The 15,299-nt window shown below is 63.2% G+C and carries 13 protein-coding genes; 11 read left to right on the forward strand and 2 right to left on the reverse strand.

Features of this window, described 5'->3' with window-relative positions; translation table 11 throughout:
- Window positions 1–45 precede the first annotated feature (45 nt).
- The 3 genes from A0O30_RS17405 (at window position 46) to rarD (ending at window position 2,899) form a co-directional block, all read left to right on the forward strand.
- Window positions 46–810, forward strand: coding sequence for a TOBE domain-containing protein (locus tag A0O30_RS17405; protein ID WP_105947310.1), 765 nt, complete (start codon window positions 46–48; stop codon window positions 808–810).
- A gap of 162 nt (window positions 811–972) precedes the next feature.
- Entirely contained in the window at window positions 973–1,947 is a 975-nt protein-coding gene (locus A0O30_RS17415) for a serine/threonine protein kinase (RefSeq protein ID WP_060499100.1), read from the forward strand.
- 64 nt (window positions 1,948–2,011) lie between these two features.
- Entirely contained in the window at window positions 2,012–2,899 is an 888-nt protein-coding gene (gene rarD / locus A0O30_RS17420; RefSeq protein ID WP_060499101.1) for an EamA family transporter RarD, read from the forward strand.
- A gap of 332 nt (window positions 2,900–3,231) precedes the next feature.
- Here rarD and A0O30_RS17425 read toward each other — a convergent pair whose 3' ends face one another.
- Complete coding sequence (locus tag A0O30_RS17425) at window positions 3,232–3,750, reverse strand: glycine cleavage system protein R (protein WP_105947311.1); 519 nt, start codon at window positions 3,748–3,750, stop codon at window positions 3,232–3,234.
- A 449-nt stretch (window positions 3,751–4,199) separates the two neighbouring features.
- Here A0O30_RS17425 and A0O30_RS17430 point away from each other — a divergent pair, with 449 nt between their 5' ends.
- Window positions 4,200–6,377 carry a malate synthase G gene (locus tag A0O30_RS17430; RefSeq protein WP_104833571.1) on the forward strand — a complete coding sequence of 726 codons (2,178 nt, stop codon included), beginning with the start codon at window positions 4,200–4,202 and terminating at the stop codon, window positions 6,375–6,377.
- Window positions 6,378–6,411: 34 nt separating this feature from the next.
- Here the strand turns inward: A0O30_RS17430 and A0O30_RS17435 are convergent, their stop codons facing one another.
- On the reverse strand, window positions 6,412–6,951 hold the full coding sequence (locus A0O30_RS17435) for a response regulator (RefSeq protein ID WP_105947312.1): 540 nt from the start codon (window positions 6,949–6,951) through the stop codon (window positions 6,412–6,414).
- A gap of 116 nt (window positions 6,952–7,067) precedes the next feature.
- On the opposite strand from A0O30_RS17435, the gene A0O30_RS17440 reads away from it, so the two are divergent.
- The 7 genes from A0O30_RS17440 (at window position 7,068) to A0O30_RS27870 (ending at window position 15,297) form a co-directional block, all read left to right on the forward strand.
- The gene (locus A0O30_RS17440; RefSeq protein ID WP_105947313.1) at window positions 7,068–9,005 is read left to right on the forward strand and encodes a DUF294 nucleotidyltransferase-like domain-containing protein; all 1,938 of its coding nucleotides are present in this window, start codon (window positions 7,068–7,070) and stop codon (window positions 9,003–9,005) included.
- A complete protein-coding gene (locus A0O30_RS17445; RefSeq protein ID WP_105947314.1) occupies window positions 9,002–9,712 on the forward strand; it encodes a PolC-type DNA polymerase III in 711 nt (236 codons plus the stop codon). The genes A0O30_RS17440 and A0O30_RS17445 overlap by 4 nt, the downstream gene beginning before the upstream one ends.
- Before the next feature lie 257 nt (window positions 9,713–9,969).
- Entirely contained in the window at window positions 9,970–10,488 is a 519-nt protein-coding gene (locus A0O30_RS17450; RefSeq protein ID WP_019097171.1) for an RNA polymerase sigma factor, read from the forward strand.
- Window positions 10,485–11,441: a FecR domain-containing protein gene (locus A0O30_RS17455; protein ID WP_105947315.1), complete on the forward strand. Its 957-nt coding sequence runs from the start codon at window positions 10,485–10,487 to the stop codon at window positions 11,439–11,441. Before A0O30_RS17450 ends, A0O30_RS17455 begins: the two co-directional genes overlap by 4 nt.
- Window positions 11,442–11,549: 108 nt before the next feature.
- The gene (locus A0O30_RS17460) at window positions 11,550–13,955 is read left to right on the forward strand and encodes a TonB-dependent siderophore receptor (protein WP_105947316.1); all 2,406 of its coding nucleotides are present in this window, start codon (window positions 11,550–11,552) and stop codon (window positions 13,953–13,955) included.
- Window positions 13,956–14,011: 56 nt separating this feature from the next.
- Window positions 14,012–15,124 carry a PepSY domain-containing protein gene (locus A0O30_RS17465; protein WP_105947317.1) on the forward strand — a complete coding sequence of 371 codons (1,113 nt, stop codon included), beginning with the start codon at window positions 14,012–14,014 and terminating at the stop codon, window positions 15,122–15,124.
- Window positions 15,121–15,297 (forward strand): hypothetical protein, encoded by a 177-nt coding sequence (locus A0O30_RS27870; RefSeq protein WP_177410290.1) that lies wholly within the window; start codon window positions 15,121–15,123, stop codon window positions 15,295–15,297. Before A0O30_RS17465 ends, A0O30_RS27870 begins: the two co-directional genes overlap by 4 nt.
- Window positions 15,298–15,299 lie beyond the last annotated feature (2 nt).

Below are 15,299 nucleotides of genomic sequence, written 5' to 3' on the forward strand. Positions count from 1 at the left end.
ACACAATCCACCTTCAGGCCCTTCACCTACAACGACTCAATGCTCATGCCGCTGCCTACTTTGCTTACCCAGCACATCGCCCGCCGCCCCCAGCGCATTGCGCTGCTGCAGCACATTGCCGAGCAAGGCTCGATCACCCGCGCCGCCAAGGCTGCGGGCATCAGCTACAAGGCCGCCTGGGATGCCATTGACGAGCTCAACAACCTGGCCAGCCAGCCCTTGGTGGAGCGCAGCACCGGTGGCCGTGGCGGTGGCGGTGCGCGTTTGTCGCCGGAAGGCGAGCGGGTACTGCGCCTGTATCAGCGGCTGCAGGCCTTGCAGGCGCAAATCCTTGAAGCCGCCGAAGAGTCCAGCGACCTCGACCTGCTCGGCCGCCTGATGCTGCGCACCAGTGCGCGTAACCAGCTGCAGGGCCAGGTCAGCGGCCTGCGCCGCGAAGGCCGGTATGATCGTGTCAGCCTGGCATTGGGCGGCGGGCTGGAAATTGATGCGCTGATCACGCACGACAGTACCGCGCGGCTGGAGCTGACGTTGGGGACGATGGTGGTGGCGTTGCTCAAGGCTGGCTGGGTGCGGTTGTTGGCGGAGGGAGAAGAGGCTGAAGCGGGCAGCAATTGCTTGAGCGCTACGGTGGAAGACGTGCTGACCGAGGATGACGGACCTGGTGAGGTCCGGCTGGCGCTGGGCAATGGGCAGACACTGTGTGCAATTGCCGAGGGGGATTGGTTGGCTGGTCAGCAGGTAGCAGCTGGCAGTTCTGTTCGGGTGCAGTTTCATCCGTCCTATGTGCTGATCGGCGTTCCTGCCTAGCCTGGCCGCGCTTCGCGCGGTTCGCGGGCGCGCCCGCTCCCACAGGAATTTCGCACACCTTGAAGGCTTCGCTGTACTTGTGGGAGCGGGCGCGCCCGCGAAGAGGCCGGTACAAGCGGAACGCGGTAACATGGCCCCATGCCGCTTATCCCCGGAGCCCCCATGTCCCACCCCTTCGACACCCTCACTCCCGACCTGGTCCTGGACGCCGTGGAAAGCATCGGCTTTCTCAGCGATGCACGGGTGCTGGCACTGAACAGCTACGAAAACCGCGTCTATCAGGTGGGCATCGAGGACGCGCAGCCGCTGATCGCCAAGTTCTACCGCCCAGGCCGCTGGAGCGATGCGGCCATCCTCGAAGAACACAGCTTCACCGCCGAACTGGCTGACTGCGAAGTGCCGGTGGTTGCGCCCCTGCAGCACGATGGCCGCACCTTGTTCGAACACCAGGGTTTCCGTTTCACCCTGTTCCCCCGCCGCGGTGGTCACGCCCCGGAGCCGGGCAACCTTGACCAGCTGTATCGCCTGGGCCAACTGCTCGGTCGCCTGCACGCCGTAGGCGCCAGCAAACCGTTCGAACACCGTGAGGCCCTGGCTGTGGACAATTTTGGCCACGCCTCGCTCAACACCTTGCTGGAAGGCGATTTTGTCCCGCGTGAGTTGCTGCCAGCGTTCGAGTCCGTGGCCCGCGACGTGCTCAAGCGGGTCGAGGAGATCTACGCCCGCACGCCCCACCAGCTCATCCGCCTGCACGGCGACCTGCACCCCGGCAACCTGATGCACCGCGACGAGGTGTACCACGTGGTCGACCTCGACGACTGCCGTATGGGCCCGGCCGTGCAAGACCTGTGGATGATGCTGGCCGGCAGCCGCGAGGAGCGCCTGGGGCAGTTGGCCGAGCTGATCGACGGCTACAACGAGTTCCACGACTTCGACCCGCGCGAGCTGGCCCTGATCGAACCCCTGCGCGCCCTGCGCCAGCTGCACTACAGTGCCTGGCTGGCGCGGCGTTGGGACGACCCGGCGTTCCCGCCAAGCTTCCCGTGGTTCGGCCAGCCCCGCTACTGGGGCGACCAGATTCTCGCCCTGCGCGAACAAATGGCGGCACTGGATGAAGCACCGCTGAAATTGTTCTAGAAGCACGCCCGCCTCTGTCTACAATAGGCGTCGCTTTATTTAGCTACCTAAGCAAGGATTCTGCATGCACGCCGCAAACCCGCGTCGCGGGTACATACTGGGCCTCAGTGCCTACATCATCTGGGGCCTGTTCCCCCTGTACTTCAAGGCGATCCAGAGCGTCCCGGCGGTGGAGATCATTGTCCACCGGGTACTCTGGTCGGCATTGTTCGGTTCGCTGCTGCTACTGGTGTGGAAACACCCTGGCTGGTGGCGTGAACTGCGCGACAACCCACGCCGGCTGGGCATCCTGGCCCTGAGCGGGGCACTGATCGCCGGTAACTGGCTGACGTACGTGTGGTCGGTGAACAACGGCCGCATGCTCGAAGCCAGCCTGGGCTACTACATCAACCCGCTGATCAATGTGCTGTTGGGCATGCTGATTCTTGGCGAACGCCTGCGCCGCCTGCAGTGGCTGGCGGTGGGCATGGCCGCCGTGGGCGTGGCCCAGCAGGTGTGGCAAGTGGGCAGCCTGCCCTGGGTGTCGCTGGTGCTGGCGCTGAGCTTCGGCTTCTATGGGCTGATTCGCAAACAGGCGCCAGTGGCGGCATTGCCGGGCCTGGTAGTGGAAACCTGGATGCTGGTGCCGCTGGCCCTTGGCTGGCTGCTGCTGCACCCGGCGGCGATGAGTGCTCAAGGGGCGTTCTATACCAGCAGCGAGGCGCTGTGGCTGATGGCTGCCGGGCCGGTGACGCTGATACCGTTGGTGTGCTTCAACGCGGCGGCGCGGCACCTGCCGTACACCACGCTGGGCTTCCTGCAATACCTGGCACCCACACTGGTGTTGCTGCAGGCAGTGCTGCTGTTTGATGAGCACCTGTCGTCGAGCAACCTGGTGGCGTTCATGTTCATCTGGGCAGGTTTGGCCATTTACAGCGTCGATGCCTGGTTGAGTTTGCGCAAGCGCAGCTGATCAAAAAACGATCAAATCTCTGCAGGCCTTGTGATGCGCGGCCTGCAGAGACATCTCCAAAGGTTATCCACACCCTCGTCCCCGTGCTTTGTGCACAAGGTGCTGATTTTTGGGTGTTTTTTGAGCAAAGCTGTGCAAGGCACGCGCGGCCTGGGCTGGAGAGGGGAACCCCCAGGTTATCCACAGGGCCTTCCCCGTGATATCGGGATAACCGCAGGGGGCCGCTTCGCGCCCCATCGCGACACAAGGCCGCTCCTGCAAAGGTTATGCATTCCCCTGTAGGAGCGGCCTTGTGTCGCGATGGGCTGCAAAGCAGCCCCGGCAATCTCGAATCAATCCTCGGCCCGCAAGTGCAACTCCACCATCAAGTCGTCCGCCAGGCTCTCCAGTTTCTGCTGCAGCACATCCAGCGGCAAGGTCAACGGCAGCGCCAGCAGCGCATCGGCATGAAACAGCGGCTCGCTGCTCATCGGTGCAGGCCGCACCTCTGTGGAAAACCGCTCGACGTTCACCTGCAACTCAGCCAGCAAACGAGTAATGTCACGCACGATCCCTGGTCGGTCGTTACCCACCAGTTCCATGGCAATCGGTTTCCATGTGCAAGAGGGCTCAATCCCGCTCTCGGCAATCAGCACCCGGATCCCATACCGGGCCAGCCCCTCCAGCGATGCCACCAGTTCGGCATAATTCTCAGCCGGCACCGCCACCCGCAGGATGCCGGCAAACTGCCCGGCCATACGCGACATGCGGCTTTCCAGCCAGTTGCCACTGTGGTCGGCGATGCATTGGGCAATGCGTTCGACCTGCCCGGCCTTGTCAGGGGCAATAACCGTCAGTACAAGATGATCCACAAGCCCTTCCTCGTGTCGGACCGCGCCGGGCGGCAGAAAATCGGGAGATCGACTCAGTATAGGCAAGGCGCGGCAACCTGCCGCAGGGCAATCCGCACAGCCAATCGTGTACTGTTTCAAGATTTATCTGGAACAATCCACCTGTTTTTTGCGAACATACCCACTCCCAGCGTGACCATACGCGACCAATGGGTCGCATAACGGCGCTTTTAGTCTGATTTTGCCCCGCCTACTGCTTCATGTAGTATCCCGTGGCGCGGACTACAAAACGTCGTTTGGATGTCTGCCAAGGCGCCTGTGAAAATACGCACACTGCCCGCCAGCCAGTCTGGCAGGCCGCACCCAGCCGCGTCCGGCGCAACCCGGGGGCATGCACTGGTGCCGTGTTTAGAGAAGCGCTACAGGCTTAATACAGAAGAGCGAAATAGCTGAGCAGAGTGAGGCAAGCAATGACTGGATACGTTCAAGTCGGTGGCCTTCAGGTCGCCAAGGTCCTGTACGACTTCGTGAACAACGAAGCCATCCCCGGGACCGGCATCGTCGCCGAGCAGTTCTGGGCGGGTGCAGAGAAGATCATCAATGACCTCGCTCCAAAGAACAAAGCCCTGCTCGCCAAGCGCGACGAGCTGCAAGCCAAGATCGACGCCTGGCACCAGGCACGCAAAGGCCAGGCCCACGACGCCGCAGCCTACAAAGCATTCCTCCAGGAAATCGGCTACCTGCTGCCACAAGCCGACGATTTCCAGGCCACCACCCAGAACGTGGACGAAGAAATCGCCCACATGGCCGGCCCACAGCTGGTCGTTCCGGTGATGAACGCCCGCTTCGCCCTCAACGCCGCCAACGCCCGTTGGGGTTCGCTGTACGATGCGCTGTACGGCACCGACGCCATCAGCGATGAAGGCGGCGCCGAAAAAGGCCAGGGTTACAACAAGGTCCGTGGCGACAAGGTCATTGCCTTCGCCCGCGCCTTCCTCGACGAAGCCGCGCCACTGGCCGCCGGCTCGCACGTCGACTCCACCGGCTACCGCATCGAAGGCGGCAAACTGGTTGTGGCCCTCAAAGGCGGCAGCAACAGCGGCCTGCGTGATGACGCGCAACTGATCGGCTTCCACGGCGACGCCGCCGCGCCGACTGCCGTGCTGCTCAAGCACAACGGCCTGCACTTCGAAATCCAGGTCGATGCCAGCACCCCGGTTGGCAGCACCGACGCTGCCGGCGTGAAAGACATCCTGATGGAATCGGCACTGACCACCATCATGGACTGCGAAGACTCGGTTGCCGCCGTCGATGCCGACGACAAGGTGATCGTCTACCGCAACTGGCTGGGCCTGATGAAAGGCGACCTGGCCGAAAGCGTGAGCAAGGGTGGCAAAACCTTCACCCGCACCATGAACCCGGACCGCGAGTACGCCGCGCCAAACGGCGGCAGCGTGACCCTGCATGGCCGTTCGCTGCTGTTCGTGCGTAACGTTGGCCACCTGATGACCAACCCGGCGATTCTCGATGCCCAGGGCAACGAAATTCCTGAAGGTATCCAGGACGGCCTGTTCACCAACCTGATCGCCCTGCACAACCTCAACGGCAACACCACCCGCAAGAACACCCGCAGCGGCAGCGTGTACATCGTGAAGCCGAAGATGCACGGGCCGGAAGAAGTGGCCTTCGCCGCCGAAATCTTCAGCCAGGTCGAAGACCTGCTGGGCATGCCGCGCAACACCGTCAAGGTCGGCATCATGGACGAAGAGCGCCGCACCACGGTCAACCTCAAGTCCTGCATCAAGGCAGCCGCAGAACGCGTGGCGTTCATCAACACCGGTTTCCTCGACCGCACGGGCGATGAAATCCACACCTCGATGGAAGCCGGCGCCGTGGTGCGCAAGGGCGCCATGAAGAACGAGAAGTGGATCGGCGCCTACGAGAACAACAACGTCGACGTTGGCTTGGCCACCGGCCTGCAAGGCCGTGCGCAGATCGGCAAAGGCATGTGGGCCATGCCTGACCTGATGGCCGCCATGCTGGAGCAGAAAATCGCCCACCCGCTGGCCGGTGCCAACACCGCCTGGGTGCCGTCGCCGACTGCCGCCACCCTGCACGCCCTGCACTACCACAAGGTGGACGTACAGGCGCGCCAGCGTGAACTGGCTTCGCGTACCCCGGCTTCGGTAGACGACATCCTGGCCATCCCGCTGGCTGCCGATACCAACTGGTCTGCCGAAGAAATTCGCAACGAGCTGGACAACAACGCCCAGGGCATCCTCGGCTACGTGGTGCGCTGGATCGACCAGGGCGTGGGTTGCTCGAAGGTGCCGGACATCAACAACGTCGGCCTGATGGAAGACCGCGCCACCCTGCGTATTTCGGCCCAGTTGCTGGCCAACTGGCTGCGCCATGGCGTAGTCAGCCAGGAGCAAGTGCTGGAAAGCCTCAAACGCATGGCCGTGGTGGTTGACCAGCAGAACGCCGGCGACGCCCTGTACCGCCCGATGGCGCCGAACTTCGACGACAACGTCGCGTTCCAGGCGGCTGTAGAGTTGGTGGTGGAAGGTGGTAAGCAGCCGAACGGTTATACCGAGCCGGTACTGCACCGCCGTCGCCGCGAGTTCAAGGCGCGTAACGGGCTGTAAATCGAAAGGGGCCGCTTGGCGGCCCCTTTCTGCATCACTCTATTTTCAGTTCTCTCTTCACCAGTTCCAGCAGCTTGCCCAGGTCCACAGGCTTGAGCAGGAAATCCACCACCCCCAGGTGCATCACGTCCACTGCCTCCTTCACATCGGTGTCGCCCGACACCACGATGATCGACAACGCCGCCCGCTCCGACTCACGAATCGTCCGGATCAAGTCCAGGCCATCCTCGGGCTGCATGCGCAAATCCGTAATCATCAAACCAATCCGCTGCTGGTAATGCAGGTACAGCCTGGCCTCCTGCGCCCCGTCCGCCCCTACCGCATCGATGCCCCGGCTTTTCAGGTACAGGATCAGCGCCTCGCGGTTAACCGCGTTATCGTCCACCACCAGCACTAACGGCCTGGGCGCCACAGGCGCACTCACCACGGCCAATGCCTCGCGCTCGGCGTCGCTCAGGATGTCGGTTTGCTCAGGCATGGTCATCTCGTCAAAAAAATTCCGCTTCAGCAGTAGGACCACTTTACTTGCGTAACCCGGTTCGCCTTTCGTCGGGTCTTTGACAGGAGTGCTCATAGACTTACGTCCAATGGGCACCACCCCGCCGCAAGCCGACCATGGAGGCAGAGAACAACAGGGCCGGCACCTATATATAGATATATATAGTTCGGCATAGCGATACGGTCAGTTTCATGAGCAAAAAGGACGCCTACAGCCAGGCGGGCAGGACGGCAGTGCTGCAGAACATCCAGGGCACCCTGCAGTTCCTGCAGCGCTTCCCGCCGTTCAACCAGATGGAGCACAGCCACCTGGCCTTCCTGGTGGAACAGTGCCAGCTGCGCTTCTATGCCAGCGGCGAAAGCATCGTCAAACCTGCCGACGGGCCGGTGGAGCACTTCTACATCGTCAAGCAGGGGCGAGTGGTTGGCGAGCGCCAGCACCTGGTCAAACCGGGCGTGGAGACCACCTTCGAAATCACCAGCGGCGAATGCTTCCCGCTGGCCGCACTGCTGGGCGAACGGGCGACCCGTACCGAGCACCTGGCCGGTGAAGACACCTTCTGCCTGCAGTTGAACAAAGCCGCGTTCATCCGCGTGTTCTCGATGTCTGAAGTGTTTCGGGATTTTGCCTTGCGTGGGGTCAGCAGCCTGCTCGACCAGGTCAACCAACAGGTACGCCAGCGCGCAGTGGAAACCCTCGGTACCCAGTACTCGCTGAACACCCCGCTGGGTGAGCTGGCCATGCGTCACCCGGTGGTGTGCAGCGCCGATACACCGTTGCGCGATGCCGTGCGGCTGATGCACGAACAGCAGGTCGGCAGCATCGTGGTGATCGACCTGCAGCGCTACCCTGTCGGCATCTTCACCCTGCGCGATCTGCGCCAGGTGGTGGCGTCGATGGATGCGGACCTGGGCGCCCCCATCGAGCGGCACATGACCGCCAAGCCCTTCTACCTCAGCCCCCAGGCCAGCGCCTTCGACGCGGCCATGGCCATGACCGAACGGCATATCGCCCACGTATGCCTGGTGGAAAACCGACGCCTGTGCGGGGTGGTTTCCGAGCGCGACCTGTTCTCGCTGCAACGGGTCGACCTGGTGCATCTGGCGCGTACCATCCGCCATGCGCCTCGGCTGGACACTCTGGTTTCGCTGCGCGGTGAAATCAGCCAGCTGGTCGAGCGCATGCTCGCCCACGGCGCATCGTCCACGCAGATCACCCAGATCATCACCTTGCTCAACGACCACACCGTGTGCCGGGTGATCGAGCTGGCTCTGGCCGAGCGCGGCGACCCGGGCGTGCCATTCAGCTGGCTGTGCTTCGGCAGCGAAGGGCGGCGCGAGCAAACCCTGCACACCGACCAGGACAACGGCATCCTGTTCGAGGCCGCCGACAGCGCCGAGGCCGACAGCATCCGTGCGCGCCTGCTGCCGCTGGCGCAGTACATCAACCAGTGCCTGGCACAGTGCGGCTTTACCCTGTGCAAGGGCAACATCATGGCCGGCAACCCTGAATTGTGCCTGTCACGCAGCGAGTGGACACGCCGCTTTGCCGGTTTTGTCCGCGAAGCCAGCCCGGAGAACCTGCTGGGCTCCAGCATCTATTTCGACCTGCGCGTGGTGTGGGGCGACGAGCAAGGCTGCGAGCAGTTGCGCCAGAGCCTTCTGGCGCAAGTAGCCGACAACCGCCTCTTCCAGCGCATGCTGGCCGACAATGCCCTGCGCCAGCGCCCACCGGTGGGCCGCCTGCGCGAATTCGTGCTGACCCGCCAGGGCAACGACAAGGCCGCCACCCTCGACCTCAAGGTCCAGGGCCTGACGCCCTTCGTCGATGGCGCACGCTTGCTGGCCCTGGCCAATGGCATCGGCGCCTGCAATACCCTGGAGCGCCTGCGCCAACTGGTGGCCAAGGGCGTGATCGAGCCACTGGACGGCGCTGCCTATGAAGAGGCTTATCACTTCATCCAGCAGACCCGCATGCAGCAGCATCAGCGTCAGACCCGCGACAACCTGCCGTACTCCAACCGGCTCGACCCAGACAGCCTCAACCACCTGGACCGGCGCATCCTGCGCGAGTCCCTGCGCCAGGCCCAACGCCTGCAAAGCAGCCTGGCCTTGCGGTATCAGCTATGAGCCTGTTTGCCTGGCTGCGCCCCAGCGCGCCCGAGCTGGACCACGCCATGCGTCAGCGCCTGGCCCGACAGCCCAAGCCCGCGCCGCTGGGTGTGTGCAGTTTGCGTGAGCAGCGCTGGGTAGTGCTGGACCTGGAAACCAGCGGGCTTAACCCCAACCGTGATCAGGTGTTGTCGATCGGGGCGGTGGCCATCGAGGACGGTGCCATCGATTTTGCCCAACAGTTCGAACGTACCCTGCACCGGCCTTTGCAGAAAACCAACGCCAGCGTGTTGATCCACGGACTGGGGCCTAGTGCCCTGGCCGCCGGTTGCGACCCGGCCGAGGCCTTGCTGGATTTGCTCGATTTCATTGGCAGCAGCCCGGTGCTGGCGTTTCATGCGCCATTCGACCAACGCATGCTGGCGCGGGCGCTGAAGGAAAGCCTGGGTTACCGCTTGCAGTCACCGTTCCTCGATGTGGCCGAACTGGCGCCGATGCTTAACCCCGACACCGTGCTGCGCGAGGCCGGGCTGGATGACTGGGTCGCGCGGTTTGGCTTGCAGGTGGAAGAACGCCACCATGCCAGTGCCGATGCTCAGGTAACGGCTGAGCTGGCGCTGATTTTGTTCAGCCAGGCCCGGCGCCAGCAGCTGGACAGCCCGTTGCAGCTGGAGCAGCGGTTGCGTGGGTGGCGCAGGCGCAAATTACAGAGTCACGGTCTGTAGATGTGTATTGGCCTGACCGGCCCAATCGCCGGCAAGCCAGCTCCCACAGGTACTGCACAAGGGCTGAAAACACTCGACAACTGCTCCAGAGGGTCTGCACAAGGCCTGAGATTAAGCGGTCCCTGTGGGGGCGATTGGGCCATCAGCCTTTTCGATGATGGCAATCCGATAAGCGTCCATTGCACCCACCCCCTCCCCTCTGCAACAATCGCGAATAATTATCGTTAGTTAATGCATACGTTCCGGGGGGACGCTGCTTGTCTTCTGCACAGAGCCCACACGCCGATCTGGTCGGTGCGCTGTACCGCGACCATCGCGGCTGGCTGCTCGCCTGGCTGCAACGCAGCATGGCCTGCCGCCAACGTGCCGAAGACCTGAGCCAGGATACCTTCGTGCGCCTGCTCGGTCGCGAGCAACTGGACACCCCCCGCGAGCCCCGCGCTTTCCTCGCCGCCGTGGCCAAGGGGCTGATGTTCGACCACTTCCGCCGCGCGGCGCTGGAACAGGCCTACCTGGCCGAGCTGGCGCTGATCCCGGAAGCCGAACAGCCTTCGCCCGAAGTGCAGCACCTGATCCTCGAAGACCTCAAGGCCATCGACCGCCTACTGGGCAAGCTGTCGAGCAAGGCCCGCGCGGCGTTCCTGCACAACCGTCTGGACGGCATGGGCCATGCCGAGATCGCCGAGCGCCTGGGCGTTTCGGTATCGCGTGTGCGCCAGTACATTGCCCAAGGCATGCGCCAGTGCTACGTGGCCCTGTACGGGGAGCCGACGTGAGCAACGCGCCGGTTTCGTCCCGGGTACTGGAAGCCGCCATCGCCTGGAAACTGAGCCTCGGCGACGCCAGCGGCACACCGGATGAACGCAACGAATTCATGCGCTGGCATGCCGCCAGCGAAGAACACGCGCGGGCCTGGCGCCAGCTCGGCGCCATGGACCAACGGGTCAGCGCGGCGGCCGGCCCGGCACGCCAGGCCCTGCTGCAATCGCGCGTCAGCCTGCGGCGCCGAATCGGCAAGGTTGGCGGCGGGCTGGCCGGCATGTTCCTGCTCGGCTCACTGCTGGCCTGGGTCGGCGCCCCGTCGCTGGCACCCAGCTACTGGCTGGCCGACCAGCGCACCGCAACTGGCGAGTTACGTACCTTGCGCCTGCAAGACGGTACATTGCTGAGCCTGAACACCCACACCGCCGTGGACATCGACTACGCAGGCGAACAACGGGTGATCGTGCTGCACCAAGGCGAAATTTCGGTCGAAACCGGCCACCAGGACCCGCGTCCGCTGCTGGTACGCACCGACGATGGTCGCCTGCGGCCACTGGGCACGCGCTTCCTGGTGCGCCGCGAAGCCGACGGTACGCGCCTGGAGGTGCTGCAAGCCTCGGTCGCGGCCATGCCGCATAACAGTGGCGACGAGCAGGTGCTGCGTGAAGGCCAGCAAGTGTTGATGAACGCCAACGGCCTCGGCCGGATCGGCACGGTGCCCGCCGGTGCCGATGCCTGGACCCGGGGCATGCTGGTGGTCGACAACGTACGCCTGGGCGACCTGCTGGCCGCGCTGGGCCAGTACCGCAGTGGCCACCTCGGGGTGGACGCCAAGGTCGCCGACCTGCGCGTGACCGGCAGCTTCCCGCTGACCGACACCGACCTGGCGCTGGCATCGCTGGTGCCGGCTTTGCCGGTGAAAATCGAGCGGCATACCCAGTGGTGGGTGAACGTGGTGCCGAAGTAAGGCTGAACGCCAAAAATACTGCTCAATATTTTTCAGATCAGCCCTGTCACTTTTCAAATCTCGCTCGGCAAGGAAGCAGTTAGCACTTATCCGTCCAGGAGCCACTGCATGTCCCGTGCTGTTGATCGTATCTTGCGCCCTAGCCTGATGGCCCTTGCCATCGCCGTAACCGCGCCATTGGCCAGCCCTGTCTTGTGCGCCGCCGAGCAATCCGCTGCGCGCGCCTATGACCTGCCCAGCGCCCCGCTGGCCACCACCCTGAACCAGATCGCCAGCCAGGCCGGTATCGCCCTGGCCATCGACCCGGCGTTGGTCAGCGGCCGCACCTCGGCCCCGGTGACCGGCCAATATGACGGCCTCGGTGCCCTGCAGGCCGCCCTGCGCGGCACTGGCCTGCAACTGCAACAAAGCAGCGTGGGCAGCTACAGCCTGGTGGCTACGCCGGAAGGGACACTGGCGTTACCAGAAACAGCGATCAACGCCACTTCCAGCTATGAAAGTGCCTGGGGTGCCTCCAGCGGTTACGTCGCCACACGCACGGCTGCGGGCACCAAAACCGACACCCCCATCGTCGAGACTCCGCGCTCGATGACGGTCATCACCCGTCAGCAGCTGGATGACCGCCAGGTTCTCAACCTCAATGACGCCCTGCGCTATACCGCTGGCGTGCAAAGCAGCGGTTACGGTTCGGACTCGCGCGCCGACTGGCTGCGTGTACGTGGTTTCGACCCGACCCAGTTCCTCGACGGCCTGCCACTGCCAAAAGGCTCGTTCGCCAACCCCAAGGTTGAGCCGTGGAACCTGGAGCGAATCACCGTACTGCGCGGCCCGGCATCGTCGGTGTATGGCCAGACCCCGCCGGGCGGCATGCTCGACATGGTCAGCCGTCGCCCACAGTCAGAGAGTGCCCACCAGATCGAAGCCCAGGTCGGCAGCAATGAACACAAGCAGATCAACTTCGACAGCACCGGCAAAATCGACGAAGAAGGCAAGTTTCTGTACCGCGTAAGTGGCGTGGTGCGTGACAGCAATTCCCCCATCGACCACATTCCGGACAAGCGCTACAACATCGCTCCCAGCCTGACCTGGAACATCGATGACGACACCAAGCTGACCTTCATCTCCCAGTACACGCGGGACGATACCGGTATCACCGGCCAGTTTCTGCCGCTGCAAGGCACCAAGCTGGACGGCCCGACGGGCAAGATTTCCCACCACAAAAACCTGGGCGAACCAGACTGGGACTTCTACGATCGTACCTACTACGCACTGGGCTACGCATTCGAGCACCGGCTGAACGACACCTGGCAGTTCCGCCAGAACCTGCGTTACACCAAGAGCGACTTGTCGTTCCAGGCGGTCAACGTCGCCACATTCAACACTGTCGATGCCGACGGCAACGTCAACCGCGAATCGGGTATCGTCAACGAAGACATCAGCCAGTTCGCTGTGGACAACAACTTCCAGGCTGATTTCCAGACAGGCGACGTCAGCCACACCTTGCTGCTAGGCCTGGACCACCAGCGCTCGAATACCAACTATCAGTGGCTGTATGGCATGGGTGTGCCGCCGATCAACGTCAACCGCCCTGTGTATGGCGCCGACATGTCGAACGTCACCTACTTCGCCATGCAGGACTTCCAGCAAAAAACCCACCAGACGGGTGCCTACATCCAGGATCAGATGTCGCTCGACAACTGGCGGCTGACCCTGGGAGGGCGTGAAGACTGGATTCACACGGGCACCGTGTTCCACAACAGCAACGACGCCACCAATACCCAGCGCGACAAAGCGTTCAGCGGCAACGTTGGCCTGAGCTATGTGTTCGACAACGGCATCACGCCGTACTTCTCCTACACCGAGTCGTTCCAGCCGGCCAGTGGTGCCAACGTGAACTCCACTGAGTCCTTCAAGCCGACCGAGGGCCGTCAGTACGAAGTGGGTGTGAAGTATCAGCCTGTCGGCACCGACACCCTGCTCACCGCTGCGGTGTACGACCTGAAACAGCAGAACGTCAGCGTTACGGAAGGCAGCATCACCCGCCAGGTGGGCGAACTGCAGGTACGCGGCCTGGAGCTGGAAGCCTCCACCCACGTCACCGAAAACCTCAAGGCAATTGCGTCGTACACCTATACCGATACCGAAATCCTGAAAGGTAACGACAAGGGTAACCGTATGGCGCTGATCCCCCGTAATCAGGCGACCTTGTGGGCTGACTACACCTGGAACAGCGGCTGGCTGGAGGGTTTCGGCATCGGTGGCGGCGTGCGCTACGTGGGTGATACCTATGGCAATACCGCCAACACCGACCTGGCCCATGTGAGTTCGTACACCGTGTATGACGCCTCGGTGCACTATGACCTGGGCCGACTGGACAACAGCATGAAAGGCCTGACCGTAGCAGTGGAAGCCAAGAACCTGTTCAACAAAGACTACCTGTCCAACTGTGACGGTTACTGGTGCTACTACGGCGATGAACGCAACGTGGTCGCCAGCGTCAATTACAAGTTCTGAGTGAACGGGGGCCGCTTTGCGGCCCCCTGTTCCAACAGACAAAAAACGGTACCGTGATGAAAAGCCCAACCATCCGCCGCTGGTCCGTGATCCACACCTGGAGCAGCCTGGTCTGTACCCTGTTCCTGCTGTTGCTGGCGCTCACCGGCCTGCCGCTGATTTTCCACCACGAACTCGAACACCTGCTCGGCGACGCCCCCGAACTGCGTGACATGCCAGTAGGTACCCCGCACCTTGATCTGCAACAGCTTGTACTGAAAGCGGAGCAGCACCGCCCCGGCGAGGTCATGCAGTACTTCGGCTACGACAAAGACGAACCCAATGGCGTGGTCGCCATCACCGCCGCCACTGCGGGCACCGACCCCAACTTGTCGCACACCTTCATGCTCGACGCCCGCACCGGCGAAGCGGTGGCCATGCCGGCTGCCAATGGCGGGTTCATGATGGTGATGCTGCGCCTGCATGTGGACATGTTCGCCGGCCTGCCCGGCAAGCTGCTGCTGGCCTTCATGGGCGTATTGTTCATCCTCGCAATTGTCTCCGGCACCGTGCTCTATGCGCCGTTCATGCGCCGCCTGGACTTTGGCACGGTACGCCACGAAAAATCCCGTCGCCTGCGCTGGCTCGACCTGCATAATCTGATCGGCGTGGTAACCCTGGCCTGGGCACTCACGGTAGGCGTGACCGGCGTAATCAGCGCCCTGTCCGACCTGGTTATCGCCGCCTGGCGCAACGACAGCCTGGCTGCCATGGTCGCGCCTTACCGCGACGCCCCGCCGCTCACCGAGCGCGCGCCCGCCACACGCCTGCTGGAGATTGCCGAACAGGCTGCCCCCGGCATGCGCCCGGACTTCATAGCCTTCCCCGGTACGCGCTTTTCCAGCGAACACCACTATGCCGTGTTCATGAACGGTGCCACACACCTGAGCTCGCACCTGTTCACACCCGTGTTGATCGATGCCCGTACCCTGGCAGTTACAGCAGTCGGCGAGCGCCCCTGGTACATGGACGCCATGGGCCTGTCGCAACCCTTGCATTTCGGCGATTACGGCGGGCGCCCGATGCAAATCCTCTGGGCAGTGCTCGATGTGCTGACCATCATCGTGCTCGGCAGCGGCCTGTACCTGTGGTGGGGCAAGCAACGCAAACCCAAGGAGGCACGCGCATGAGCCACACGTCGCAACCCGCCTTGCGCATTTTTGCCTGGCCGGCGCTGATCGCCTTGCTGGGAGCCCTGGGGCTGTTCGCCGCCTTGCTGGGTGATGGCTGGTGGGATGGGCTGTCCTGGCTCGGGCTCGGCCTACCGGCATGGTTCTCGCTACGCGGCCTGTGGCGCCGCTGAGG

The organism is Pseudomonas sp. LLC-1, from assembly GCF_002992185.1.
Taxonomy (GTDB): domain Bacteria; phylum Pseudomonadota; class Gammaproteobacteria; order Pseudomonadales; family Pseudomonadaceae; genus Aquipseudomonas; species Aquipseudomonas monteilii.

Bases quoted from the DNA above. Each gene is read 5' to 3' on its own strand.
- A0O30_RS17440 (WP_105947313.1), top strand. From the start codon at position 7,068: ATGAGCAAAAAGGACGCCTACAGCCAGGCGGGCAGGACGGCAGTGCTG.
- A0O30_RS17460 (WP_105947316.1), top strand. From the start codon at position 11,550: ATGTCCCGTGCTGTTGATCGTATCTTGCGCCCTAGCCTGATGGCCCTT.
- A0O30_RS17405 (WP_105947310.1), top strand. From the start codon at position 46: ATGCCGCTGCCTACTTTGCTTACCCAGCACATCGCCCGCCGCCCCCAG.
- A0O30_RS17415 (WP_060499100.1), top strand. From the start codon at position 973: ATGTCCCACCCCTTCGACACCCTCACTCCCGACCTGGTCCTGGACGCC.
- A0O30_RS17435 (WP_105947312.1), bottom strand. From the start codon at position 6,951: ATGAGCACTCCTGTCAAAGACCCGACGAAAGGCGAACCGGGTTACGCA.
- A0O30_RS27870 (WP_177410290.1), top strand. From the start codon at position 15,121: ATGAGCCACACGTCGCAACCCGCCTTGCGCATTTTTGCCTGGCCGGCG.
- rarD (WP_060499101.1), top strand. From the start codon at position 2,012: ATGCACGCCGCAAACCCGCGTCGCGGGTACATACTGGGCCTCAGTGCC.
- A0O30_RS17445 (WP_105947314.1), top strand. From the start codon at position 9,002: ATGAGCCTGTTTGCCTGGCTGCGCCCCAGCGCGCCCGAGCTGGACCAC.
- A0O30_RS17430 (WP_104833571.1), top strand. From the start codon at position 4,200: ATGACTGGATACGTTCAAGTCGGTGGCCTTCAGGTCGCCAAGGTCCTG.
- A0O30_RS17465 (WP_105947317.1), top strand. From the start codon at position 14,012: ATGAAAAGCCCAACCATCCGCCGCTGGTCCGTGATCCACACCTGGAGC.